The 25062-nt window shown below is 59.9% G+C and carries 18 protein-coding genes; 5 read left to right on the plus strand and 13 right to left on the minus strand.

Translation table 11 applies throughout. The annotated features are described in order from the left end of the window. Positions 1-402: 402 nt before the first annotated feature. The gene (locus Q1A71_RS02575) at positions 403-2205 is read left to right on the plus strand and encodes a BamA/TamA family outer membrane protein (RefSeq protein WP_299671410.1); all 1803 of its coding nucleotides are present in this window, start codon (positions 403-405) and stop codon (positions 2203-2205) included. Next, complete coding sequence (locus tag Q1A71_RS02580; RefSeq protein ID WP_299671412.1) at positions 2205-5816, plus strand: translocation/assembly module TamB domain-containing protein; 3612 nt, start codon at positions 2205-2207, stop codon at positions 5814-5816. Before Q1A71_RS02575 ends, Q1A71_RS02580 begins: the two co-directional genes overlap by 1 nt. Positions 5817-5825: 9 nt before the next feature. On the opposite strand, the gene Q1A71_RS02585 is transcribed toward Q1A71_RS02580, so the two are convergent. Further along, positions 5826-6338: a flavin reductase family protein gene (locus tag Q1A71_RS02585; RefSeq protein ID WP_299671414.1), complete on the minus strand. Its 513-nt coding sequence runs from the start codon at positions 6336-6338 to the stop codon at positions 5826-5828. 158 nt (positions 6339-6496) lie between these two features. After that, a complete protein-coding gene (gene acs, locus Q1A71_RS02590) occupies positions 6497-8461 on the minus strand; it encodes an acetate--CoA ligase (protein WP_299671417.1) in 1965 nt (654 codons plus the stop codon). Between the two features lie 241 nt (positions 8462-8702). Between acs and Q1A71_RS02595 the strand changes: the two genes are divergently transcribed. From Q1A71_RS02595 to Q1A71_RS02605, 3 genes are read left to right on the plus strand one after another with little or no spacing between them, the layout of a single operon-like run. Continuing rightward, positions 8703-9719 carry a C4-dicarboxylate TRAP transporter substrate-binding protein gene (locus Q1A71_RS02595; RefSeq protein WP_299671419.1) on the plus strand — a complete coding sequence of 339 codons (1017 nt, stop codon included), beginning with the start codon at positions 8703-8705 and terminating at the stop codon, positions 9717-9719. A 60-nt stretch (positions 9720-9779) separates the two neighbouring features. Continuing rightward, positions 9780-10409, plus strand: coding sequence for a TRAP transporter small permease (locus Q1A71_RS02600; protein ID WP_299671421.1), 630 nt, complete (start codon positions 9780-9782; stop codon positions 10407-10409). Then, positions 10409-11809 carry a TRAP transporter large permease gene (locus tag Q1A71_RS02605; protein ID WP_299671423.1) on the plus strand — a complete coding sequence of 467 codons (1401 nt, stop codon included), beginning with the start codon at positions 10409-10411 and terminating at the stop codon, positions 11807-11809. The genes Q1A71_RS02600 and Q1A71_RS02605 overlap by 1 nt, the downstream gene beginning before the upstream one ends. Here Q1A71_RS02605 and pobA read toward each other — a convergent pair. The 11 genes from pobA to Q1A71_RS02660 form a co-directional block, all read right to left on the minus strand. After that, positions 11806-12975, minus strand: a complete 1170-nt coding sequence (gene pobA, locus Q1A71_RS02610; protein ID WP_299671425.1) for a 4-hydroxybenzoate 3-monooxygenase — start codon at positions 12973-12975, stop codon at positions 11806-11808. The genes Q1A71_RS02605 and pobA overlap by 4 nt on opposite strands. A 77-nt stretch (positions 12976-13052) precedes the next feature. Further along, complete coding sequence (locus Q1A71_RS02615) at positions 13053-15101, minus strand: EAL domain-containing protein (RefSeq protein WP_299671427.1); 2049 nt, start codon at positions 15099-15101, stop codon at positions 13053-13055. 481 nt (positions 15102-15582) lie between these two features. Further along, the gene (locus tag Q1A71_RS02620) at positions 15583-16377 is read right to left on the minus strand and encodes an ABC transporter permease (RefSeq protein WP_299671429.1); all 795 of its coding nucleotides are present in this window, start codon (positions 16375-16377) and stop codon (positions 15583-15585) included. Then, positions 16370-17308 (minus strand): ABC transporter permease, encoded by a 939-nt coding sequence (locus tag Q1A71_RS02625; RefSeq protein ID WP_299671431.1) that lies wholly within the window; start codon positions 17306-17308, stop codon positions 16370-16372. Before Q1A71_RS02625 ends, Q1A71_RS02620 begins: the two co-directional genes overlap by 8 nt. Next, entirely contained in the window at positions 17305-18030 is a 726-nt protein-coding gene (locus Q1A71_RS02630; protein WP_299671433.1) for an ATP-binding cassette domain-containing protein, read from the minus strand. The genes Q1A71_RS02625 and Q1A71_RS02630 overlap by 4 nt, the downstream gene beginning before the upstream one ends. Then, entirely contained in the window at positions 18024-18707 is a 684-nt protein-coding gene (locus Q1A71_RS02635; protein WP_299671435.1) for an ATP-binding cassette domain-containing protein, read from the minus strand. Before Q1A71_RS02635 ends, Q1A71_RS02630 begins: the two co-directional genes overlap by 7 nt. Beyond that, a complete protein-coding gene (locus tag Q1A71_RS02640) occupies positions 18704-20227 on the minus strand; it encodes an ABC transporter substrate-binding protein (protein ID WP_299671437.1) in 1524 nt (507 codons plus the stop codon). The genes Q1A71_RS02635 and Q1A71_RS02640 overlap by 4 nt, the downstream gene beginning before the upstream one ends. 10 nt (positions 20228-20237) lie before the next feature. Beyond that, the gene (locus Q1A71_RS02645) at positions 20238-20513 is read right to left on the minus strand and encodes a DUF6525 family protein (RefSeq protein ID WP_299671439.1); all 276 of its coding nucleotides are present in this window, start codon (positions 20511-20513) and stop codon (positions 20238-20240) included. 1671 nt (positions 20514-22184) lie between these two features. After that, positions 22185-23195 (minus strand): ABC transporter ATP-binding protein, encoded by a 1011-nt coding sequence (locus Q1A71_RS02650; RefSeq protein WP_299671441.1) that lies wholly within the window; start codon positions 23193-23195, stop codon positions 22185-22187. After that, positions 23192-24220, minus strand: coding sequence for a Gfo/Idh/MocA family oxidoreductase (locus tag Q1A71_RS02655; RefSeq protein ID WP_299671443.1), 1029 nt, complete (start codon positions 24218-24220; stop codon positions 23192-23194). The genes Q1A71_RS02650 and Q1A71_RS02655 overlap by 4 nt, the downstream gene beginning before the upstream one ends. Further along, on the minus strand, positions 24217-25056 hold the full coding sequence (locus Q1A71_RS02660) for a carbohydrate ABC transporter permease (RefSeq protein WP_299671446.1): 840 nt from the start codon (positions 25054-25056) through the stop codon (positions 24217-24219). The genes Q1A71_RS02655 and Q1A71_RS02660 overlap by 4 nt, the downstream gene beginning before the upstream one ends. Between the last annotated feature and the right edge of the window lie 6 nt (positions 25057-25062).

The raw sequence follows: 25062 nt of genomic DNA on the forward strand, positions 1-25062 counted from the left end.
CATCGTTATGGGTCGATTTTGTAGGTGTGATCGCCGCACCATACTGATGATCCAAGTGAGACATGGGTTTAAGGCACTATATACAAAAAGTTTATTGCCATTTTGTCGGGTATTCCACACTGACTAGTGGGTGCTGGTTTGCGTGGGAAGCCAAAAAGTGGTCGACGGCGATGCTCCTGTAGATGTCGTTTTCGGCCCATCTGTTTGGCTCGCTACACCGAGCCTATGCAGCCAGCCAAAGGCAAACCTCGGGGCAATCTTGCTGCTCCATGTTTGTCTGTTTGCAGCAGCACTACAGTTTCCGTAAGAAGAAGGATCAAGCTCCGGACGGAGCAAAGACCATTGCCAGTTGGTTTTTGCGATGTATGTCGCACAGCGGGGGAAGCAGAGCAGGTTATGATTATGAGCAACGGTTTGCTGATCCGGGGTGGGTTGGTCGCAGCTGTGCTGTCAGTTCTCTACAGCACGCCCAGTGATGCACTGGACGTTACGCTGCAAGGCGCGATGAGCGAGGACTTGCAAGCCGACATTGAAGGCGGGTCACTTCTGATTGAGCAGTCGCGGTCCGAGACGGAGGTGTCTGCTCAGGAGACCGTCGCACTCGCGCAGGCCGACTATCAGCGTTTGCTTGCTGTCCTCTACGACTACGGGTTTTACGGCGCGGTTATCCGGATCTCGCTCGACGGTCGTGAAGCATCGGCCATCAACTCGGTGTCTCCGCCGACGCGGGTCGATCAAGCTCGCATAACGGTCGAGCCCGGCCGCCCCTTTCGCTTTGACCGCGCAGAGGTTGGCCCGCTTGCGCCCAATACCGACCTGCCGGATGGCTTTCGGTCTGGAGAACCCGCGCGGCTGAGCCTGTTGCGGGATACGGTCAGCGCGGCGACCGAAGGCTGGCGTGCGGAAGGCCATGCAAAGGCCAGATTGCAGAGTCAGACAGTCACTGCGCGTCACTCCGACCAGACGCTCAACGTTGGCCTGCGCATGGATCCGGGTCCGCGGCTGCGGTTTGGAGAGCTAAACGTTGCAGGAAACGAGGCCGTACGCGCAGAACGTATTCTTGAGATCGCTGGTCTGCCGATGGGTTCGGTCTACTCACCTGAGGAACTTGAGCGGGCTGCCGCACGACTGAGGCGGACGGGGGCCTTTCGTTCGGTCGCGATGATCGAAGCAGACGAACCGACCGCCGATGGCGCGCTGCCGATCACCGCGCGCGTGAGTGAAGAAAGACCGCGTCGGTTTGGTTTTGGCGCAGAGGTCTCGACGGTCGAGGGTCTGTCCTTCAGCGCATTCTGGCTGCATCGCAATCTCTTCGGTGGTGCGGAACGTTTGCGGCTGGAAGCCGAGATCGAAGGCATCGGCGGCGAAACGGGTGGGACGGACTTCTTGGTTGGCGCGCTGTATCAGCGCCCAGCGACCTTCAATGAAGACACGGGCCTCTATATTCTTGGTGAAATCGAACAGCAGGATGAGGTGAATTTCTTCTCGCGTCAGGCCACGATTGGTGTGGGCATCGAGCGCATCGCGTCTGAAGAACGCAGCTATCGCCTCGGGATCGGCCTCCGGCGTGCGAACACGCGCGATGCTTTTGGCGACAACAATTACACGCTTTTTCTTGTCCCGCTGGGTGCCACCTTTGACTATCGTGACAAGACACTCGATGCGCGCCGCGGATATTTCCTCGACACCGAAGTCCAACCCTTCCTCGCTATCGACGGCGCCGATCACGGCGTCCTCACAAGCGTGGATCTGCGGACGTATCGGACGTTCGGGGATGAACGTCCGACAACCATCGCGCTCCGTGGGCAACTTGGATCTCTGATTGGCCCGGGCCTGTCTGTCGCGCCGGCCGACTTCCTCTTCTATTCGGGTGGCAGTGACACAGTGCGCGGTCATGAATACCAATCCTTGGGAGTAGATCTGGGCGGCGGTCGCATCGTCGGTGGGCGGTCCTTTTTGGGGCTTTCTGCCGAAGTGCGCATGCGCACAACGGGAAATCTCGGCTATGTCGGTTTCTTCGATGTGGGCTACATCGGAGAAGAGGTCTTTCCGGATGGGTCGGGTGAATGGCACAGTGGTGCAGGTGTGGGGTTGCGGTATGATACACCCATCGGTCCAATCCGGTTCGATGTCGGAGTGCCCACCTCCGGCGATGACGAAGGCTCCTCCGTTCAAGTGTATATCGGTATAGGACAGGCATTCTGATGTATTTGATCCGCATATTCTCCGCCGTTTTGGTGATGATGCTGACCGGTCCTGCGATGATCATGGCGCAAGAGGACGATGGCGGCTTTCTGACCCGAACAATCGAAGATCTGCTTTCGGGGGCTGGTCGCGAAGTGAATATCGAAGGGTTCGAAGGGGCTTTGAGTTCCGAGGCGTCTTTTGCACGCATGACCATCGCTGATGATCAGGGTATCTGGCTTACTCTGGAGGACGTTCGGTTGAATTGGAGCCGATTGGCGTTGCTGCGTGGGCGCTTGGAGGTGGACCGATTGAGTGCTGCTGTTCTTGATCTGTCACGCCTCCCCGAGGCGGAGGAGACGACCGAGATCCCTTCAGCAGAAGCGACTGAGTTTGCGTTGCCCGATCTGCCGGTCTCGGTGAACATCGCCCTCATTGAGCTTGAGCGTATCAGACTGGGCGAACCTATTCTTGGTACGGCTGCGGACCTGTCGGTCCAAGCCAGCGCAAGACTCGATGACGACGGGGCTGCTCTGGACTTGACCGCCAACCGCGTGGATCAGACCGAGGGCACCTACATCGTGAAGGGAAACTTCGCGCGGGACAGCTCGGAGATTTCAGTGCAAGTGGAGTTGGATGAAGCGGCCGGTGGTCTTGCCGGACGTCTTATGAACCTGCCTGGACAACCTTCGATGGATCTGACGGTTGCGGGCACTGGCCCGCTGGATGATTTCACCGCTGATATCACCTTGGCCACCGACGCCCAGGAGCGGTTGGCGGGGCGAGTTGTGCTCAGCGCGCTGCCTGTTGAAACAGAAGGTGCGGCACCTGACCGACGTATTCAAGCCAATCTCGGTGGCGATATCACTGCGCTGGTTGCGCCGGGCTCGCGTGATTTTTTTGGAGAAGATGTACGGCTGGACATCGACGCTCTGGTCCTGTCGGATGGTGGCATCAATGTTCAAGGTTTCGATCTCGATGCTCAGTCGGCCCAGCTTTCGGGGGCGGTCAGACTGAACGCAGACAACTGGCCGACGTTTATTGATGTCGGTGGACAAATCGCCCGCGTGGACACACAGCCTGTGGTGTTGCCCGGTGCAGACGTGCAAACGCGCGTGCAGGACGTGAAGTTGAATGTTCAATATGACGCTGCAGACGGCGATGCGTTTCGCGGTGTTTTCGATCTGACAGGCCTGGATCGCGAAGATCTGCGTCTCACCTCGGCCCGGCTGGCTCTCGATGGGACGTTGCAAGGCGATCTCGGGACGGTAGGCCGCTTCCTTGGTGATTTGCAACTTACAGCACAAGGGTTGGAATTGGCAGATCCCAATGCGTCCCAGGCGCTTGGGCAAGATATCACCGGCAGAGCGAATATCGACTATGTCGAGGATGAGCCGATCCGCATCACCGGGCTTGAGCTCAGCGGGGGCGACTATGGGTTGGTTGGCGACATCATTATCGACGGGCTGGAAGGCGGATTTCTGACAGAGCTTGATCTGACAGTCCGTGCCGAAGACTTGGCACGTTTTGCGGGTCTGGCTGGTCAGCCGATTGCCGGTGCGGCACAGCTCGCCGTTGCAGGTGATGTGACGCCGCTCAGCAGCATGTTCGATCTGAGAATTGAGGGGACAACGACCAATCTGGCGGTCGGGATCCCGCAAGCCGATGCTGTGCTCAATGGGCAGACCACCTTGGTTCTGGGTGCCCGACGGGATGCGTCCGGGACGTTTGTGGAGGGGCTCGATCTCAGCAATGACGCGCTGGATTTGACAGGGGATTTCGACCTGCGTACCGAAAACAGTGAAGTCTCTGCACAGGCAGCGCTGAGAGACATCGGATTGGTACTGCCCCAGTACGACGGCCCGGTGACGGTGGTTGCCGATGCCAATCAGGACAGCCTTGGATGGCAGGTCGATGTCAAGGCGGAGGCGCCTTACAACAGCCGTTTGACTGTGAACGGTCGTGCAACCGGACCCGAAACCGATGTCGAATTTACTTTGTCCGTGCCCGAGGTGCAGCCCCTGGCGGAAAGCTTGCGCGGCCCGCTGGACGCTGGTGGGCGCATCTGGCTGGGTGACAGGGGCTACAATGTGGATGTCAGTGCAGAGGGACCGTTCGGTTCCGATGTGAGCGTCGAGGGTTTGGCAACGGGACCAGATGCTGCCGTCTCTTTCACCGCTGCTCTGCCCGACATCAGCGTGTTTGTTCCGCAAATCCGGGGGCCGTTGTCGGTCATTGGCGATGCCGCGCGTGCTGAGAACGGGTGGCAGGTCGATACCGCGGCCCAAGGACCGGCGGGAACAGACGCCACCATCGTCGGACTGGTGCGAGAGGATGGCACCTTGGCTCTGGATGTAAACGGGAGTTTGCCGCTTGGGTTGTCAGAGCCGTTTTTGGCACCGCGCAGCCTGCAGGGTCAGGCGAGGTTCGACCTGACGGTGGACGGCGCGCCCGGGCTGGAGGCGGTATCAGGGCGGATCACGACCAGTGGCGCGACCTTTGCTGCCCCCAACCTGCGCCTGGCTCTCAGCGACCTTGACACGACGTTGGATCTGTCTGCTGGCCGTCTCCGAATAAATGCAGAGAGTGCGGTTGAAACCGGTGGGCGCATTGCGGCCTCTGGCACTCTGAACCTTGCAAGTCTTGCGGCGGATCTGGATGTTGCGTTGCAAAGCGTCGGTTTTGTCGATCCGCGGCTGTTTTCCACCGTGCTTGATGGTGCGATCTCCGTCGATGGGCCGTTGACCGGCGGCGCTCAGATCGCCGGCACAATTGATGTCGGCGAAACGCTCGTAACCGTGCCATCCTCGGGGCTGACAAGCATCGGCGAAATCCCTGACATCACCCATATCAATGCGCCGTCCGCGGTCACGGCGACACGCCGGCGTGCGGATGTCATTCCCGAGCCACAGACTGCTGGCTCGGGCAGCGCCGCGGCGGCATATGGTCTTCGTATCCGCGTGAATGCACCCCGCCGCATCTTTGTACGCGGGCGTGGTGTCGACGCAGAGCTGGGGGGCGCGCTGGACATACGCGGCACGACGGCGCGCGTGATCTCGATTGGGCAGTTCGACCTGGTGCGCGGACGTCTTGATATCCTCGGCAAGCGATTTGATCTTGTGGAAGGATCGATCCAGTTCCAGGGCGATCTGGTGCCCTATATACGCTTCGTCACCTCCACCAGCACCGAGGCAGGAACGGCGGGCGTTGTACTTGATGGACCAGCGACAGCTCCCGATGTCTCTTTCGTTTCGACACCGGATGCCCCGCAGGATCAAGTGCTGTCGCAGCTCCTGTTTGGCCGTGATATCGACGACATCTCAGCCTTTCAGGCCCTTCAGTTGGCCAACGCCGTCGCCGTTCTGGCTGGACGTGAGGGCGCCGGACTGATTGGCAGCTTGCGCGAAGGGTTCGGGCTCGATGACTTCGATGTCACCACCACTGACGATGGAGAAGCCGCGGTCCGTGCGGGCAAATACATCACCGAGAACATTTATACGGATGTGGTCACCGGAGGCGGAGAGACGGAACTGTCCATCAATCTCGACGTCACGGACTCTCTCACCGCACGCGGAACGCTTGAGCAGGACGGCAACACAGGCCTCGGCATTTTCTTTGAGCGGGATTACTAGCAGCCCCTACTACGGATCTGGCGCAAAACGACCAAAGCGTCCATGGTCAAACAGCAGCCCGGATGCGCCGCGTTCGCCTTCAATGACTTTCCGAACTTCGCCGAGGATCAGAGAATGGTCCCCGGCTGGATGGATTGCATAGGTGCTACAGTGAAATTCAGCGAGGCACCCCAGTAGCCGTGGCGCGCCAAGCGCACCGGGTGTCCACTCGAACTGCTCGAAACCGTCGCCGCTAGTTGCGAAATGGCGGGCCATGTCCAATTGCTGATCGCTGAGCACGTGGATGCAGAACTGCGTTGCATTGGCGAAGGCATCGTGACGCAGAGAGGACAACGCGGGGGACCAGAGTACCAGCGGCGGCGTCAACGACACCGACGAAAAGGAATTGGCGGTCATTCCCAGAGGGCCATTTTCGGTTTGCGTGGTGACAACTGTGACGCCAGTTCCAAAGCAGCCAAACGCCCGCCGTAAGTCAGCCGTGCGATCTGCGTTTGGTTCGAAGCCACGCGGTTCAGCCGACACACCGATCTCCCATGTCTAGAGCCTGCAAAACCGGGTGCAGCGATGCTCTTGTCTGCGACGCGATGTAAGCCTCCGTCCTTGCGTGACAAGCAGGGCCTCTCGGATCGTTGCGAAATCGAGTGAGCCTCGCCGCGCCGGCTCTGAGTGCCTTGAGCAATTCAGCCCTTGTTCATGCGGTTCACTATCAAATCATCGACGACCGACGGGTCCGCCAGCGTCGATGTATCCCCAAGCGAGCCGAAATCATCTTCGGCAATCTTACGCAGAATGCGCCGCATGATCTTGCCCGAGCGGGTTTTGGGCAGGCCCGGCGCCCATTGGATGAGGTCTGGGCTCGCGATAGGGCCGATTTCCGTTCGGACCCAAGTGCGCAGTTCCTTGCGTAAGTCTTCGGATGGCTCTTCGCCATTCATCAGCGTGACGTAGCAATAGATGCCCTGGCCCTTGATCTCATGCGGATAGCCCACCACAGCCGCCTCCGCGACCTTCGCATGTGCGACGAGGGCGCTTTCCACTTCTGCCGTGCCCATCCGATGGCCGGACACGTTGATCACATCGTCCACACGGCCGGTAATCCAATAGTCGCCATCTGCATCGCGCTTGCAGCCGTCGCCGGTGAAATAGTAGCCCTTGTAGTCCGCGAAGTAGGTCTTCTCAAAGCGGTCGTGATCGCCCCAAACGGTGCGCATCTGCCCGGGCCAGCTGTCGGCAATACAAAGGACACCTTCCACATCGTTGCCCTTGATCACGTCACCGGATGCTGGCTCCAGCACCACGGGTCTGATACCGAAGAACGGTTTCATGGCCGAGCCCGGTTTCATGGCATGAGCGCCGGGCAGGGGGGTCATCAGGTGCCCACCCGTCTCGGTCTGCCACCAGGTGTCGACGATCGGGCATCTTCCCTTGCCAACGACGTCATTGTACCAATTCCACGCTTCGGGGTTGATCGGTTCGCCTACAGTACCGAGCACCTTGAGCGTGCTGAGATCGCATTTCTCGACGAACTCCTTACCTTGGCCCATCAGCGCGCGGATGGCGGTGGGGGCGGTGTAGAATTGGTTTACTTTGTGCTTCTCACAGACCTGCCAGAACCGCGAGGCGTCGGGGTAGGTCGGCACGCCTTCGAACATCAGTGTCGTCGCGCCGTTGGCGAGAGGGCCGTAGACGATATAGCTGTGGCCCGTGACCCAACCCACATCCGCCGTGCACCAATAGATATCTCCGTCGTGGTAATCGAAAGTGATCTCGTGCGTTATCGCAGCGTAGACAAGATATCCTCCGGTCGTATGGACCACGCCCTTGGGCTGTCCGGTCGAGCCCGAGGTATACAAAATGAAGAGCGGATCCTCGGCACCGATTTCTTCTGGGGGGCACTCCGCCGAGGCCTCGGCTGCCAGTGCGTTGTAATCCTGATCGCGCCCATCGACCCAAGTCGTCTGGCCGCCTGTGCGCTTGACCACCAGCAGTTTCACGTCATCGGCAGTATGCAAAAGCGCTTGATCCGCGTTGGATTTCAACGGCGTGTTTCGTCCGCCACGTGGGGCTTCATCGGCCGTGATCACGACCTTTGCGTTTGATCCGTTGACACGGGCCCCCAGCGCGTCCGGGGAGAAACCCGCGAAGACAATGGAATGGATCGCCCCGATCCGCGCGCAGGCGAGCATGGCATAGGCCGCCTCCGGGATCATGGGCAGGTAGATGATGACCCGGTCGCCTTTGCGGACACCGAGGCCCTTGAGCACGTTTGCCATCTTGCAGACCGAGGTGTGCAAGTCGCGGTAGGTGATGTGCAGCGCGGGGTCTTCGGGGCTGTCCGGCTCCCAGATGATCGCCGTCTGGTCACCGCGCGTTTCCAGATGCCGGTCGATGCAATTGGCCGAGACGTTCAGGGTGCCATCGGCGAACCAGTTGATCGACACATTGCCGAGGGTGTAGTCAACATCCTTCACTTGGGTGAAAGGCTTCATCCAATCGACCCGCTCGGCCTCCGCGCGCCAAAAGCCCTCGGGATCACTAATCGACGCCTGATACATCTGTTCGTATCTGGCGGCGTCCACATGCGCAGCGGCAGTCATTTCCGCCGAAGGTGGATAGGTCTTTGCAGCGGTTGCAGTGTCGGACATGTAGGCTCCTCCCAAGGGTCGTGACAGTGGTGAGGAGCGGCGCGCCGCCGGACTCTGCGGTCCGATTTTGATCTCCTCCGTTGCTGATCATAACGCCTATCGGAAAGAAGGGAATAAGCCCAAAGGACAATACCGCGCCGCAGATCCTGCCAGTGCTTTCTGGGCTTGGCAGGCTCGACCCGCTTGGGTAGCTTTATGTCAAGCGCACCTGCATCAAGGCGCGTCATAAGGGAGAACTCACATGAACAAATACTTGTCCGGCGCCGCTGTCGCCGCCATCAGCTTTGCATTCGTTTCCGAAGCAGCTGCCACCGAGTGGAACGTGTCCGTTTGGGGCAAACGCCGCGCCTTTACCGAGCACGTCGAGAAGCTGGCCGAGCTTGTGTCCGAAAAGACCGGCGGCGAATTCACCATGAATATTAGCTATGGCGGCCTTTCGAAGAACCGCGAAAATCTCGACGGCATCTCGATCGGCGCCTTCGAAATGGCGCAGTTCTGCGCGGGCTATCACCCCGACAAGAATCGCGTGATCACGGTTTTGGAACTGCCGTTCCTCGGTGTCGAAAATCTGGAGCAGGAGGTGGCCGTGTCGTCGGCTGTCTACGCGCATCCGGCAGCCACCGAAGAGATGGCGCAGTGGAATGCCAAGCTGCTGATGACCTCGCCGATGCCGCAGTACAATCTCGTAGGCACCGGTGAACCACGTGATGAGCTCGCCGAGTTTGAAGGCATGCGCGTGCGTGCCACGGGCGGTCTGGGCGAAGCCTTCAAGGCCGTTGGCGGTGTGCCCACCTCGGTGACCGCCACCGAAGCCTATCAGGCTATGGAAGGCGGCGTTGTGGACACGGTGGCCTTCGCACAGCACGCGCACTTGAGCTTTGGCACTATCAACCAGGCAGACTGGTGGACGGCGAATCTCAACCCCGGAACGGTGAACTGTCCCGTGGTGGTGAACATCGACGCCTACGAGTCGCTCTCGGACGAGCATCGCGCAGCGCTCGACAGCTCTGTGCCCGAGGCCATTGATCACTACCTGGCCAACTACGCCGAGCTGCTCAAGCGCTGGGACGCGGTGCTGGAAGAGAAGGGCGTTAAGAAGGTCGAAATAGATCCGGCCGTGATTGACGAATTCCGCTCTGCAGCCGCTGATCCGGCCAAGGACGCATGGATTGCCGAGATGGAGGCGCAAGGTCTGCCGGGGCAAGAGCTCTATGACCTGGTCGTGACGACGCTCGAAGAGGCCAAAGGCGGCAGCTGACACCGACGGGCCGTGCCTGTCCGGGCGCGGCCCCACACATAAAACTGAAGGGGCAGGACGATGGCGGGATCCGCCGCAGTGCTTGAAGATTCCAGTCTGCTGAGCCGATTGGACCGTGCATTGCTGCCGGTCGAGCGGCTCTGTGCGCTATTGAGCGGATTGGCGATCTTTTCGCTGATGTTTCTGGCGGCCTATTCCGTCATCGGGCGAAAATTCTTTGGCTCACCGCTGGCGGGCTACGTCGATTACATCGAGGCGGCCATGCCTATCATCGCGATCATGGGCGTTTCCTACGTTCAGCGCGATGGCACCCATGTGCGCATGGACATGTTGGTCAGCGCGCTGCGCGGGCGGCTCCTGTGGTTCTTCGAGCTGGTCTCGGTGCTGCTGATCCTGCTGCTGATCCTAGCGCTGACCTGGGGCGCCTGGGATCATTTCGACCGCTCCTTCGACTGTGCCCGCCCCCTGTGCAGCCGTGACAGTTCCATCGACATCGGCCTGCCGGTCTGGCCCTCAAAACTCGTTGTGCCCGTTGCCTTTGCCGTGCTGGCGCTGCGACTTATGCTACAGGCCTGGGGCTACGGGCGCGCGCTGGTGCTTGGACTGGAGAGCCCGGTGGCCGTGCCGCTGAACCTCTCGGTGGCCGAGCAGGCCCGCCTGGAAGCCGAAGCGCTGGACGGGGCGGACTGATGGAACCTATTGAAATTGGGTTGTGGGTCAGCGGCGGCCTGCTGGTCTTTGTCGTGCTGGGGATGCGCGTGGCCTTTGCCGCCGGGCTTGCAGGCTTTGTCGGTCTGGTCTGGCTGCGCTGGAACGGGTTCGACTACGACCCCGATCGTTTCTGGAAGGCGGTTGAGATCAGCGTCAAGATCGCCGGTCTGACCCCGCATTCGAAGGTCTCGGCCCAGGTTCTGAGCCTGATCCCCGTCTTCATCCTGATTGGCTATCTGGCCTACTATGCCAAGCTGACCACCGCGCTCTTCGTGGCCGCCAAGCGCTGGATCGCCTGGGTGCCGGGCGGGCTCGCGGTCTCCACCGTGTTTGCGACCGCGGGGTTTGCTGCGGTCTCGGGGGCCTCTGTGGCAACCGCCGCCGTTTTTGCTCGCATTGCCATCCCCGAAATGCTCAAGATCGGCTACAACAAGCAGTTTGCCGCCGGGGTCGTTGCCGCCGGTGGCACGCTGGCCTCACTCATTCCCCCCTCGGCCATTCTGGTGATCTACGCGATCATCGTCGAACAGGACGTGGGCAAGTTGCTCTTGGCCGGCTTCCTGCCGGGGATGTTTTCGGCAGTGGTCTATGCCGGTCTGATCATCGGCATCGCGGTGGTCTTTAAGAGCGTCGGCCCACCCGTCGGCGGATTCTCCTGGCGCGAGCGGTTTGAAGCGCTGCCGCCCGCGCTGCCCATCGTTGCAGTCGTCGTGATTATCATCTTCTTTGTCTACAACCCTTTCGGTGAGGCCTGGGGTACGCCCACCGAGGGCGGGGCCATTGGCGCCTTCATCATCTTTCTGATGGCGCTTTATCGAGGCATGCGCTGGGGGCAGCTCAAGGACGCGTTGCTCGACACCGCCAAGCTGACGGTGATGATTTTCTCGATCATCTGGGGCGTGCTGATATACGTCCGCTTCCTGGGGTTCGCCGAACTGCCCGAAGCCTTCGCGGACTGGATCACTTCGCTCCAGATGTCGCCGATGCTGATCCTGATCTGCATCCTCCTGGCCTATGCCGTCTTGGGCATGTTCATGGATGCCATCGGCATGCTGCTGCTGACGCTGCCGGTGGTCTATCCGGCTGTGATGGCTCTCAACGGCGGCGAGTTCGTCAGCGCCGCTGACAGCGCCTTCGGCATGTCAGGGCCCATGTGCGCGATCTGGTTCGGCATTCTGGTGGTCAAGATGGCCGAGTTCTGTCTGATCACCCCGCCCATCGGATTGAACTGTTTCGTGGTTGCCGGGGTGCGCGAGGATCTCTCGGTGCAGGACGTGTTCAAGGGTGTGACGCCGTTCTTTGTGGCCGACGCCATCACTATCGCGCTGCTGGTGGCTTTTCCCGGTATCGTGCTCTTCCTGCCATCGCTTGCGGGCTAGTAGGGCAGGCCTACGTAATTTTCCGCCAGCGCCTTCTGCGCTGTATCGCTTGTGCGCAGAACGTCCAGCTCGGCGTGCTGCATCTTGAGGTCAAAGTCTGACTGATCTGGGAAGCGGTGCATGATCGAGGAGAACCACCAGCTGAAGCGTTCCGCTTTCCAAACCCTCGCCAGCGCCTTTTCCGAGTAGCGCGCAAGCCCTTTATCGTCCTTGTCGATATAATGACGCGTCAGGCCCTCAAAGAGGTAGTGGACGTCCGACGCTGCGGTGTTCAATCCCTTGGCACCGGTCGGCGGGACGATATGGGCCGCATCGCCACAGAGAAACAGCCGCCCCCACCGCATCGGTTCGGTCACGAAGGAGCGGAGCGGGGCGATGGATTTCTCGATGGACTGGCCGGTGACAAGCTGGTCCGCATGCTGGCAAGGGATGCGGCGCTTAAGCTCACTCCAGAAGGTGTCGTCGCTCCACGCCTCCGGTTTGTCGCGGATGCTGCACTGGATGTAGTAGCGTGAGAGCTGCGGGTTGCGCATCGAACAAAGCGCAAAGCCCCGATCCGAATTCGCATAGATCAGCTCTTCTGCCACCGGTGGCGTTTCACTGAGGACGCCCAACCAGCCGAAGGGGTAGATTTTCTCATACTCACGTCGGACCGTCTTTGGGATGGATGCCCGGCTGACACCATGGAACCCATCGCAACCTGCAATAAAATCGCAGTCTATGCGGCGCGCTTCGCCCCGAACGTGATAGGTGACGAAAGGTGCGTCGCGATCAACGTCATGGATCTCGACGCCATCCACCTCGAATTCGGTCAGACCGCCCCAAACAGTGCGGGCGTCATAAAGATCGCGGGTCACTTCCGTCTGACCATAGACCATGACGGGGGTGCCAGTGTGCTTGGTGAAATCAATGCGAAACAGAGTGTCGTTGTGAGCGAGTAGCGTGCCGTGATGCGGGATACCTTCGGACCTCATCCGAGCGTCAACACCCGCCTCTGCCATGAGGTTCATCATGCCCTGTTCGAGAACACCGGCGCGAATGCGACCGAGCACGTAGTCGCGTGTCTTTCGTTCCAAAACGATGCTGTCGATGCCGCGGGTATACAACAATTGCGACAACAGCAGGCCCGATGGCCCCCCACCTACAATGACGACTTGTGTGCGCATCTATGCCTCTTTTCCGACGAAGCAGGATACCCGGGAGGGCATCAAAGGCAATGCCGAAGCGAGCGTGGCCTCCCGATTTAGGAGGCCTTGTCGGCGCGATCATCGTCCTCGAAAACCCGTTGCAAATCCGCGCGCGACATTGGCCGGCCGAAGTAGAAACCTTGGACCGCATCGCACCGTTCGGTGCGCAGGAAGGCCAGTTCGTCTTCGACCTCCACACCTTCGGCAAGCACGGGGATATTGAGGGCCGCGCCCAACAGGAGCGTCGAGCGTACGATTGCGGCCCGTTGTTGGTCGAGATGCACGTTCTGAACAAAGCTGCGGTCGATTTTTATTTTGTCGAACGGAAAGGTCTGGAGTGTGGCCAGTGACGAATACCCCGTCCCAAAGTCATCCATCGCAATGCGAATCCCCATCTCCTTCAGGCGGTGCATCACACGGAGGGTATGAGCCTGATCGTCAATGATGCTGGCCTCCGTGACCTCAAGTTCCAACCGTTCGGGGGGCAACCGGCTCTCGAAAAGGATGTCGGAGACATGCTCGAGAAAGGAGGGTTGCACCAACTGCTGGGGCGCCACGTTTACGGCAATCTTGTAAGGCTTGGGCCAGGTCATTGCCTCGAAACACGCGGTGCGGAGCACCCAAAGGCCGATATCTCTGATCAAGCCGGACTCCTCGGCCGCTGGGATGAAATCGCTCGGTGGGATCCGACCTTTCGTCGGATGATTCCACCGCAACAGCACCTCGAACCCGACGGGCGCGAGGGATTGGATGTCGTTCTGGAGTTGATAGGCCAACTCAAACTCGTCATTGGCCACGGCCTGCCGCAGATCGCTTATCATGAGGATTTTGTCGCGACTTTGACGATCCATTTCCGCGTTATAGGGGCAAATGTGCCGCTCCGGCTCCATCTTGGCGCGATACATGGCGAGGTCGGACTTATGCAGCAGATCGTGCAGAACACGACCGTCATTGATCGTGGTGGCGGTCCCGATTGAGGCGCCCACAATCATCGAGACCTGGTCGATCTCGATGGGCTCCACGACCAAGGCGTGCAGACGTTCTGCGAAAGCGGTGACCTGGTCCTGCCTCCGGATGCCACGCTTGAGCGCCACGAACTCGTCTCCGCCAGCGCGCGCGACGAACTCGTCAGGCTCAAGCGCCTGCGCGATCCGCTTGCCGATGGTCGACAGAACAGCATCACCTGCCGCGTGCCCGTAAACGTCATTGATCTCCTTGAAGAGGTTGAGGTCGATGGTCAGGACAGCGGCGCGTTCGGTTTCGTCGGCATTCAGTCGCGCAGAAAGCTCCGTGAGCTTTTGGTTGAGATGCATCCTGTTTGGCAGACCCGTCAAGGGATCCTCCAGCGCGGCGCGTTGCAGCTTGGCCCGGGCTTCCTCTTCGATGCTGGTCTGAACGCTCACAGACGCAAAGCCGGCGAGCAGCACGACCCCCATAACGCCGATGATCAAGAGACCCATCGTCGCGTCTGAAACCACCTTTGGCGGCACCTGTTGCAGCGGGCTGAGCGCGATCTCAATGGCTGCCATTCCGGTGAAATGCATCGCACATATGGCAAGCACCATCGCAAGCGTTCCGCCCAGCCAGCAGAAGGGTGTGATGGGGAATGCGATCCGGTGATAGGCGATGGCACCAAAAGTCGCTCCCAGTGCAACGGATGCGATGACATAGCCTTGGTCCCAGACAATCTCACCGGGCAAGAGATAGGCAGACATGCCAATGTAGTGCATCGCCGATACGGTCAGACCGAAAATGGCACCGGCAACCAATGTATAAAAGCCCTTTGGCGCGAAGGACAGGATCACATTGGCGGCGAGAATACCTGCAATCGCAATGATGAGAGAAATACCTGTCGCCACCGGCTCATAGCCATGCTGATAGCCCGGCTCGTACGCCAGCATAGCGACGAAGTGCGTTGACCAGATCGTCGCGCCTGCAATCAGACTGGTGAGCATCAGTTGGACCCAACGACGCCTGCCATAAGACGACAGCAGCCGCATGCTGAGAAGAACCGAGAGACAACTTCCAATGATGCAGATCGCTGCAGCGAGCGCCACCATCCAGTGGTTGTGATCTTGGGTAAAGCACTCGATAACGCGATTCATAAAGATCCGGCAGACATACAAACACAGGTCGGCGCTGGATCACATGAAACGGGTAAACATATTGATATGCGCGCAAGGAATAAGACGCTGCATTTGTGTTAGATTTTGCCTATTTGGGAGCCTTTCGTCGTCTCCAACTGCAGCACTGTGAAAACGCATGAGCAGTTCTAGCCGAGAGCACAAAATGAACCAAAAATTGATTCAACTAAACCTCATTTCGCGTGCCCTTGGCAGCCGATCAGTAGGTTCTGCATCCACCGGCGATAAACGAGACGGAGTCGAAGAAACCTACCGAGATGCTCTGCATCCGCCGGTCTGATCGGTCGATTTCTTGGTCTGGAGAGATCATCCATCACGATACCGCACCTTGGATCAATAGACCTGCGGCCCGAGGCGAGTCGCCGTGGTCGAAACACTTGCGCCCGTCACAGGGACGAGGGTGAGACACCAGCGGATGCGGCCGCCCCGAGTGGTCCGGTGGTCATTGCGCGTGGTGCTGCCCCGCTAGGTCATCGCGCAAGGCGTCGCCTGCCAGATTGATAGCGAGGACGGAGCACACAACAGCTATACCCGGCCAGATCATCTGCAGGGGTGTCGACCGCATATGGATGCGCGCGTCGAGCAGCATGGTCCCCCATTCTGGAACAGGCGGCTGCACGCCAAAGCCGAGAAAGCCGAGTGCGGAGATGCCGAGGATCGCGCGGGCGAACATCCCGGTCCAGATGACAGTGAGGGACGGCAATAACGAGGGCAGGTAGTGCCAACGTGCGGTGGCAAGCGGTGATAGCCCGGCAAGCTGCGCTTGAATCACATAGCCGCGGCTTTTCACCGATAGGCCGATCCCCCTCGCAACACGCGCATAGCGCATCCACCCCGTGACTGTGAGCGCAAAGATAAGACTACCGGTACTCGCACCGAGCAGGCCGGCGACAACCACCGCTGCAACGAGATCAGGGAAGGCCAAAAACGTGTCTGTTGCACGCATGAGACCCCAATCGACGACCTTGCCACCTAACGCTGAGAGTAGTCCGAGAGCGGTTCCGACCAGTAATCCGGCGACCGAGATCAGGAACGCGAGGCCAATCGTCCAGCGCGCGCCGTGCAAAAGTCTCGATAAGATGTCGCGGCCCATTGCATCTGTGCCGAGCCAATGCTCCGGGTTCGGTGGGCCGAGACGGTTCGGGATGTCGATGGCCATCGGATCATTGGGCGCAATCAGCGGGCCGAGCACCGCGAGAGCGAGTAACGCGCCCGACAGCAGCATGATACTACGCATTGCGCTCTCCGATGCGTGGATCAAGCACCCGGTAGAGAAGGTCGATCAGAAGATTGACAGTGACAAATAGCGTGGCTGCCACGATTACCACCGCCTGCACCTTCGGGAAATCGCGTGCCTCGATGGCGCCGACGAGGAATGTGCCCAAACCGGGGCGGGCGAAGATCACCTCCACCATGACGGCACCTTCCAGCAAAAAGGCCAGTTCCAGACCAAAAACGGTGATAACCGGTATCGCCGCGTGAGGCGCGATGTGGTCGCGTTCCACGGCGTGGGCTCCGACCCCGCGACGGTGGAAAGCGGGTAGGAACGCCTGTCCGCGCGCCTCCAGAAGGCCCGAGCGCAAGATGCGTGTCAGCGAGGCCGCGACGCCGAGCCCCAAGGTCAGAGCAGGCAGGATGATATGGGCTGCGGTGCGTGCGCCCATCGCTGGCAGCCAGCCAAGCTGCACCGCAAAAAGCAAGATCAAAAGCAGACCCAACCAATAGCTTGGGATTGCAGCACCGATAGAGGCGAGCGCCACTGAAATCCGGTCCATCCACTGTCCTGGCCTTTTCGTGGCCACAAGTGCCAACGGGATCGAGATGGCGAGACCAATCAGCAGCCCGAGCAACGCAAGTGGCGTCGTATAGGACAGAGCGGTCAACAAATCGGGCCCGACATCCCGCCCGGTAACCGCCGACTGCCCGAAGTCTCCCCGCAGCATTGGGGCAAGCCAATGCACAAAGGCGGTCCAAAACCCGGTATCGAACCCCGCTTCCGCACGGATCTGATCGATCACCGCGTCCGGAACAACCGCCCGATACCGCGCGAGGGCAACGGCCAGAGCCGGGTCCCCGGGGGCGTGCCACAAGAGCGCAAAGGTCGCCAGTGCCGTCCCGGCCAGCACGACAGTGGCGCGTAAGAACAACCCAATGAAAAACCGAATCATGCGACCCGTTCCAACGCGCCAAGGGCAAAAGCGGCGTCCCGCAAGGTTCGCCCATAGGCGGTCTGCGGAGCGGCGACAAAAGCCTTGGCGGCACCTATCTCTTCGATCTTTCCCGCGCGCAGGACGGCGATGTCATCGGCATAAGCCGCCGCATAGCCCAGATCATGCGTCACGACGAGGGCCGCGAAACCCTCCTCTGCTTGCAGGTCGGCGATGAGGCGCGCCGTGTGCTTCTGTCTGACTGCATCGAGGGCAGACAGCGGCTCATCGAACAGAACCAGCGGTGGCGCAGCGATGAGGGCGCGCAGTATTCCAATTCTTTGCACCTGACCGATCGAGACTTCGAACGGGCGCCTGTCAAGCAGATCAGATGTGAGTTCGAGCCCATCGCACAGGCGCTCCAGTCTGCGTGTGTCTGGAGCGAGCCCCTGCGCCACGCACGGTTCCAGGACAGATCGGCGCAAAGAGAGCTGCGGATTGAAGGCGCTGCGCGGCTCTTGCATGACGAGAGACGGACGGGCGCTGCCGAGCGGTGCGCCCGACCAGGTGACGTGGCCGCGCGCGCAGGGAACAAGACCGAGGATTGCGGCGATAAGTGTCGACTTTCCAGCGCCGCTTTCACCGACGACGGCGAGCGTCCGGCGCGGTTCAAGGGAGAGTGAGATATCGCGCAGCACCAAAGCCTTGCCGCGTCGGACCGAGATGCGATCGACATTCAGCATGGCAGCTGCAACCAGTTGCGATGGGCACAGAGCGCCCTTGCAGCCTGGCTCTGAGGGTTCAACAGTATTCGGTGCGTCGCAGCATTCTCTACCAGGCGGCCTGCGTCCATGACCGCAAGGCGGGAGACGCGCCGTGCGGCAAGACCCAGATCATGTGTGATCAACAAAAGCGCTGTTTTGCGGTCCGCGAGATAGGTGTCGAGCAAATCCATGGTTGCCGCGGCAATCACGGGATCCAGTGCCGACGTCGGCTCATCCATCACCAATAATTCCGGCGTGCCAAGCAGTGCCATGGCGATGACAAAGCGCTGCTGCATGCCCCTGCTCCAACCCCAGGGACGTTTGCGCAGATCGCCTCCGTCGATGCCAAGGGCGCCAAATAGTGCATGCTGGCGCGACGTATCCGGCGCGAGGTTGAGTGCCTGTTCCGCTTCACGCCAGTGAAAGCGCAGTGACCTCAGCGGGTCGAGCGCCTCGCTTGGGCTCTGCGGCACATGGGCAACGCTACGACCACGCGCTCGCAAGTCGTCGACCAACGCATGTCCGAAGGTGGATTTGCCAGACCCTGACGCACCGACAAGCCCGACACGTTCGCCGGGCTCAATGATTATGTCGGTTCGATGAAGGATCGTACGGCCTGACCGAGTGGCGCTGAGGCCGCGCACCGTCAGCGTCATTCCCGTAGGGCCGTCTCGTGGGTGATCCAATATGTCTCCGTCGGGTGGACGGCGTAGCCGGTCAGACCCGCCCGCGCCACATTGACCTGTGACACGTGGAAAACAGGGATCAAGGCGGCATCCTCGACAATGATCTCCTGCGCGCGATCATAGATTGCCGCGCGCTTCTCCTGGTCGAAGGTCGTGCGTCCATCCGCCAGGAGTTGATCGAGTTCGGTGTTGCTGTAGCCACCCGTGTTGGAACCTCCTCCTGTCTGTAGAAGTGACTCCAGAACCGCACCGGGGTCGCCCTGGGGGGTCGTGACCCAGGCTTGCAGGAATAGATCGGCGTCTCCCGCGGCTATGGCCTCGTCGCTCGCTCCGTATTCGCCAATCCGTACGGTCGCTTTGATTCCGATGGCCTGCAGGAAGGCCTGGGTCAGTTCTGCAGTCAGCGGCAAAGCGGCGCGCGACGAGTACGTGACGATGTCCAATGCGAGCGGTTCACCATCGAGCGTCCACACACCGCCCTCCTTGATCGCACCAGCCTCGTATAACAGCTCCTCGGCGCGGGTGGGGTCGTGGAGCGGATTGATATCGGCGGCCCATCCCGTGCCAGCGGGATAAATGGTTCCCGCCGGCTCGCCCCCAACGCCGGAAAGTGCGGCGTCGACGATGCCTTGGCGGTCGATCACCGCGGACACGGCCCGTCGGATGAGTGGGTTGGACATCGGGCCGCTCCGCGCGTTGACGGTGTAGAAATAGAGCCGCGCGGTGGGTGCGGAGAAGCCTTGCGCCCCGGTTTCCTGAATGCGGGCAAAGTCGGTCTCGGGGTAGTTCATGACCATATCGACTTCGCCCGCTTCAAACGCGAGCGCCGCAGCCGCCGGATCCGGGATCACGACAACGCGGATTTCCTCCAGTCCGGGGGTGCCGAGGCGATAATCGGCATTCACCTCGACACGGTAGAGCTGCTCGGGGACGGCCTCGCGGAAGATGTAGGGGCCAGTCGCGTTGATCGGAAAAGCCTCCGATGGCGGACCAAGAACAGCGATACCGGGCTCGGACAAGGTCCAGGGGAAGGCCGCATTGGGGCTGCGTGTTTTGAAGATGATGACGCGGTCACCCTCTGCTTCAAGACCCGCGAGATCGAGCAGGTTGGAGATGCGTGCATTGTAGGCGGGGTTGCCCTCCTCGGAAATTGGGGCGATGGCGTCGACAACCGACTGCGCGGTCACAGATGTGCCATCGTGAAACATCAGGTCATCGCGCAGGGCAACGCGCCAGGTCGTCGGAGACGTCTGTTCGATGTTTTCAGCCAGGCGTGGGTAGAGGTTCAGCTCGTAGTCGATCCCCATGAGTGTCTCCGTGACACCCGTCTGGTTCGACATCCACCCATTGTAGTTAATGCGGGGATCGGGCACCTCCGCCGTTGGGCCGAAGCCGACCGAAATCGTGAGGCTGCCATCTTGCGCAACCGCGGGCAGCGCTATCGAGCAGGCGAGTGCCACAGCAATTGCGAGACGTTTCAAAAGTGACATGACGGGTCCTTCAGAATTGAGGGTTGGAATCGCGGGTAGGGGTGCGCCGGTCGCGTGCCAGAGTCTTTACTTCCGCTTGGCGCAGGAGATGCAGGGCGTCCTCCGTGCAAAGACCCTGGGCACAGGCTCGATCCCAGAGACGGCGTGCTGACGTTGGAGACCATGGAAGTGCTGCTTGTGACAGCCACCGCCGCAGTGGGGCGGGCAAGTTGTCGTACTGCCCCATGGGATCAACGGATCGGCGTTTTTTTCGGCGGAGCGTTGTGGCTCCGAGGTTGCGCCTCATTCCACGTCCTCCCAACCACGAATTGTATCGATTACAAGTATAGGCGAAACTTCAGATGTGAGCTTGACAGTCGGGAGCCGGTGCACCTGACCTGACGCGGGCTGTTCTGCCCGAAGCGCACTGTGCAAAGAGATCGGCACCGCCGCTGAAACGCAAAAAGCCGAAGCATGGGTGTGTCCGTCAGTTGAGAGACCTTGCTGTGTCACCCGTCTGCGACAGGCGTGCAAGAGACGTGTGGCGATCGCGTCGATATCCGCTGCAGACCTATTCATTATGGGAACGCGGACATCTATCATACGACTGCCTTGACGGCTTGTATCAAGTCGGCATTGACCAGTGGTTGGTAACAAAAAAGCTGCCCCTTTGCTTCATGGCCGAAAGCAGAGAGTGGCTCACGGGTGGGTCCGGAGAGCATGAAGGCGCCAAATCTGCCCGACGCGAGTGTTGTACGCATGGGGCCAACATGCGTTTGAGGGACGACTTCTATTCCGTCTGTTGCGTGGCTAAGGTTTCCGGCGGGCGGGGCGCGCAGGCTGATGTGGGTGGAAACTGACATCTCAGCAATAGCAGGGCCGTCGCTATCATCCGGAGCACCAGAAGCGGTCCTCTCCCCAGGTATTGGTTGCGCGATTTTGCACGGGGTCGTCGCGCGTTCCTCTCTACAGCCGCTATGTGATCGAAACATGCCCTCAAGACTGGTCAGCAAGATGATTCCCTTCCATCGCCAATTGCGCAGGATTGCGAGGTAGCGCTCGACTTGTGCGCAGGGGTAGGGACCGCGCGACTTTGCTCTGTGAGAGGGTGACTGAGGCAGCATTTCTTGGGTCAAGTCTGAAGACCGGCGACGTTGCTCCGTCCCTCGCCGATACGCAATCTGCCTTGGTCGGGTTTTGGTTGCGCGGATCGTATAAGTCGACTGCCGTCAAACCTATCGTCAAGCGGCGAACTGTCATGTCCGCCGTTCGCTGGGTAGAAATGCCATTGCCTGCTAAGTTGCTATGCATAAAAACGCCCTTCGAGTCGGACTGGTCACGACAAGTAACTATTGAAGTTACTAGATATTCGCAACTCCAATTGTTACCTGAAGATGCCAAGAAGCAGCTTGGACGATAGGCACAAAACCGTTTTTCACTTGGGCTTTACGCGCTGGCTCAGGTGGCATGCAAAACAGAAAACCTGCGCGCCTCAGCTGAGCATGCAGTGACGAAGTCCTTTGTATTAGAGTATGTTCTTGGGCGATTGCACGAGACTGACGTTTTGGACGATTGGCGGCATGACCAGGCCAGTGTCTGTCATTTTGAGCAGACACACCGATTGTCCCTCTTCGCTCAAACAGATGCGATTGGGAAAGGGGTACTCGCGCGGCAAGGTATCGCAGGTCGCGTTTGCCTGTCGCCAACTCGGAGATGGACTCCGCTGCTACAAATGTGCGGAGCGCATGCGCCCTTGTTCCTGCAACCGCATAGTGCGTTTGATCGGTGTTCTCTGGAACCTTGCCTATGCCTTGGTATTCGAGGAAATCAATGGCCGGCTGCGTTCATCACCCATGACTGGCGGGAATGAGAGCCTCTAAGTCCGGTTTTCAACACAAGAAGCGTCGCACTGCCCTTGGCACTTGTCCCTCGGGAAGGAGCGTGTCCTTTCTGCGGCCGCATGCGCCCGTCATAGAAGCTAGGCCGCGTTTTGGTAGACACGCTCTTCTGCGTCATTGAAGTAGAATGCATGAGCTGGGTCAAATGCCAGTCTGATCGCCGCACCGACGTTGGTTTGATCCTGACCGAAAAGACGGACCGTGAGCGTTTCATCGGCGTCTGTGACGACCAGCAGGTTCGTGTCACCTCCCAGCCGTTCCACATGGGTCACTTTGCCGTTGATTTGTCCGCCTTCCGAGAGGGTGAGATGTTCGGGGCGGATCCCAATTGTCTGCCCCGGCGCAAGACCTGGGACTGAGCTTTGAAGAAAGTTCATCGACGGCGACCCGAGAAAGCCGGCAACGAAGCGATTTGCTGGATTGTTGTAAAGCTCCATGGGCGAGCCGACCTGTTCGATGCGGCCATCCCGGAGCACCACAATCTTGTCGGCCAGCGTCATGGCTTCGATTTGGTCATGGGTGACGTAAATCATCGAGGCGGACAGCGTTCGGTGCAGTGCCGCAATCTCAACGCGCGTGTTCATGCGCAGCGCTGCATCGAGGTTCGACAGCGGTTCGTCGAACAGGAAAAGCTTTGGGTCGCGCACAATGGCCCGCCCAATCGCGACCCGCTGGCGCTGGCCTCCAGAGAGCTCCGCAGGGCGGCGGCTCAGGTAGCGGTCGAGGTCCAGCATTTTGCTGGCCTTAGCAACGCGGTCTTCAACGATGGATTTGGCCCGACCTTCCTGCTTCAATCCCAGCCCCATATTGTCCTTGACCGTGAGGTGGGGATAGAGCGCGTAGGACTGGAACACCATCGCAATGCCGCGCTTCGCGGGGGGCACGGTGTTCACGACGTCTCCGCCAATTTCGATAGTGCCGGAGCTCGCATCCACAAGACCCGCGATCACCCTCAGAAGTGTGGACTTCCCGCAGCCGGACGGCCCGACAAACACGACGAACTCGCCCTCTTCTACAGTTAGATTGATGTCCTTCAGGACGTGGACCGGTCCGAAGGATTTATTGACGTTTGTCAGCTTGAGCGCGGTCATGGCGTCCCTCCTAGCAAAATGGGGTTTCCGGTGCGGATGCTTTCATCCGCGGCGAGGCAGATGCGCAGCGACTGCTCTGCGTCTTGCATATGCCGGTCGAGATTGATGTCATTTTTAATAGCGTGGATCATCCAGGCCTGTTCTGCGTCACAGAGCGCCTGATGGCCGGGCTCATCTGGCAGGGCGATCAGCCGGTCACCGTCCGGACGGTGCACAAGGAGGCCGCCGACCCTGGTGTGCCCGTCGATATCGTCGGAGGCGCCCGTGTTGCCGTCGGTGATCGACACCGCGCCTTTTGGGCTGACGACGTCTTTGACGAAGAACGCTGTTTCCGACATCATCGGACCCCAACCAGCCTCGTACCAGCCGACCGAGCCATCCTCGAACACGACCTGGAACTGGCCGTAGTTGTACATCTCCGGCGGGATCTCATCGCTGAGACGAAGGCCGATCCCGTGCACGCGGAGAGGCCTCGCGTCTGTGATCTGGCACATGACGTCGACATAGTGCACCCCGCAATCGACGATGGGCGAGGTCGTCTCCATCAGCGCCTTGTGTGTCTCCCATGTGGGCCCGTCCGACTGCTGGTTGAGGTTGAGCCGAAAGACGTAGGGGCCGCCCAAGTCTCGCGCCTCGGCAATCAGCCTTTGCCAGCTGGGATGGTGCCGAAGAATGTAGCCAACCCCAAGCTTACGCTTTTTCTGGCGCGCGGTTCGCGTGACGCGAGCCGCATCTTCAGCCGTCATCGCAAGCGGTTTTTCAACGAAAACATGTGCGCCTGCCTCCATCGCCGCGATGGCATAATCCGCGTGCGTGTCGGTGTAGGTGGCGACCACCACGAGCTCGGGTTGCGTCTCTCGCAGCGCGTCATGGAAATCGCGGTGCATTGGGTAGGCGTCCAGCGACTCGGGCACCGCGACCTCGGAGCGGTTCACCAGCCCCACGATCTCGGCATCCGGATGGACATGGTATGCAAGCGCATGGCTGCGGCCCATGTTGCCCAAACCCGCAATCAGCACTCTCATTTGACTGCACCCGAGGTGATGCCGCGGATGAGTTGTCGTGAGAAGATCACGTAGAGGATCATCACCGGCAGGATTGCCATCGATAGTGCAGAGAGAACGGCGTTCCAGTCGGTCACAAACTGCCCGATAAAGACCTGGGAGCCGAGTGTCAGCGTCTTGACCTCCTCCGCCGGCGCCAGGATCAGCGGGAACCAAAGATCGTTCCAGATCGGGATCATGTTGAAGACCGCAACCGTTGCCATCGCAGGTCGCACCAGAGGCAGGACCAGGCGGAAGAAAATTTTATATTCCGACAACCCATCTATCCGACCGGCATTCTTGAGATCATCGGAGACGCCTTTCATGAATTCGCTGAGGATGAACACCGCCAGTGGCAGGCCCTGCGCGGTATAGACAAGGATCAACGCTGTCAGCGTGTTCACAAGGCCGGTGGAGACCATCATTTCCAGGATTGCTACGGTGCCGATCCGGATCGGGATCATGATGCCGAGCGCCAGATAGAGCCCCATGAGGGTGTTGCCCCTGAAACCGTACTCGGCCAGCGCGAAGGCGGCCATGGCTCCGAAGAGCAGGATCAAAAAAAGCGAGACCACGGTGACGATCATCGAGTTTTGGAAATAGAGGAAGAAATCACCTTGCTTCAGTACGGTCTCGTATCCGATGAGCGAAAAGGTCTCCGCGTTGGGCAGCCCCAGGGGGTCTCGAAAAATCGCGCGGCGATCCTTGAAACTGTTGATCAGGATGACGAAGACAGGAAACAGCGCGATGATCGTGTAGAGGATCAGAACAGCATGGGCTGCGACAGTGGTTCCGGAGGTGCGGCGTGCAGTGTTCATGGGCCT

Source organism: uncultured Roseobacter sp., from assembly GCF_947493125.1.
In the GTDB taxonomy this organism is placed as follows: Bacteria; Pseudomonadota; Alphaproteobacteria; order Rhodobacterales; family Rhodobacteraceae; genus Roseobacter.

Excerpts from the sequence above, each read along its gene's own strand:
- Q1A71_RS02655 (WP_299671443.1), bottom strand. The coding sequence starts at position 24,220 with ATGAGAGTGCTGATTGCGGGTTTGGGCAACATGGGCCGCAGCCATGCG.
- Q1A71_RS02635 (WP_299671435.1), bottom strand. The coding sequence starts at position 18,707 with ATGACGCTGACGGTGCGCGGCCTCAGCGCCACTCGGTCAGGCCGTACG.
- Q1A71_RS02580 (WP_299671412.1), top strand. The coding sequence starts at position 2,205 with ATGTATTTGATCCGCATATTCTCCGCCGTTTTGGTGATGATGCTGACC.
- Q1A71_RS02620 (WP_299671429.1), bottom strand. The coding sequence starts at position 16,377 with ATGCGTAGTATCATGCTGCTGTCGGGCGCGTTACTCGCTCTCGCGGTG.
- pobA (WP_299671425.1), bottom strand. The coding sequence starts at position 12,975 with ATGCGCACACAAGTCGTCATTGTAGGTGGGGGGCCATCGGGCCTGCTG.
- Q1A71_RS02595 (WP_299671419.1), top strand. The coding sequence starts at position 8,703 with ATGAACAAATACTTGTCCGGCGCCGCTGTCGCCGCCATCAGCTTTGCA.
- acs (WP_299671417.1), bottom strand. The coding sequence starts at position 8,461 with ATGTCCGACACTGCAACCGCTGCAAAGACCTATCCACCTTCGGCGGAA.
- Q1A71_RS02660 (WP_299671446.1), bottom strand. The coding sequence starts at position 25,056 with ATGAACACTGCACGCCGCACCTCCGGAACCACTGTCGCAGCCCATGCT.
- Q1A71_RS02650 (WP_299671441.1), bottom strand. The coding sequence starts at position 23,195 with ATGACCGCGCTCAAGCTGACAAACGTCAATAAATCCTTCGGACCGGTC.
- Q1A71_RS02645 (WP_299671439.1), bottom strand. The coding sequence starts at position 20,513 with ATGAGGCGCAACCTCGGAGCCACAACGCTCCGCCGAAAAAAACGCCGA.
- Q1A71_RS02600 (WP_299671421.1), top strand. The coding sequence starts at position 9,780 with ATGGCGGGATCCGCCGCAGTGCTTGAAGATTCCAGTCTGCTGAGCCGA.
- Q1A71_RS02630 (WP_299671433.1), bottom strand. The coding sequence starts at position 18,030 with ATGCTGAATGTCGATCGCATCTCGGTCCGACGCGGCAAGGCTTTGGTG.
- Q1A71_RS02605 (WP_299671423.1), top strand. The coding sequence starts at position 10,409 with ATGGAACCTATTGAAATTGGGTTGTGGGTCAGCGGCGGCCTGCTGGTC.
- Q1A71_RS02615 (WP_299671427.1), bottom strand. The coding sequence starts at position 15,101 with ATGAATCGCGTTATCGAGTGCTTTACCCAAGATCACAACCACTGGATG.
- Q1A71_RS02625 (WP_299671431.1), bottom strand. The coding sequence starts at position 17,308 with ATGATTCGGTTTTTCATTGGGTTGTTCTTACGCGCCACTGTCGTGCTG.
- Q1A71_RS02640 (WP_299671437.1), bottom strand. The coding sequence starts at position 20,227 with ATGTCACTTTTGAAACGTCTCGCAATTGCTGTGGCACTCGCCTGCTCG.
- Q1A71_RS02575 (WP_299671410.1), top strand. The coding sequence starts at position 403 with ATGAGCAACGGTTTGCTGATCCGGGGTGGGTTGGTCGCAGCTGTGCTG.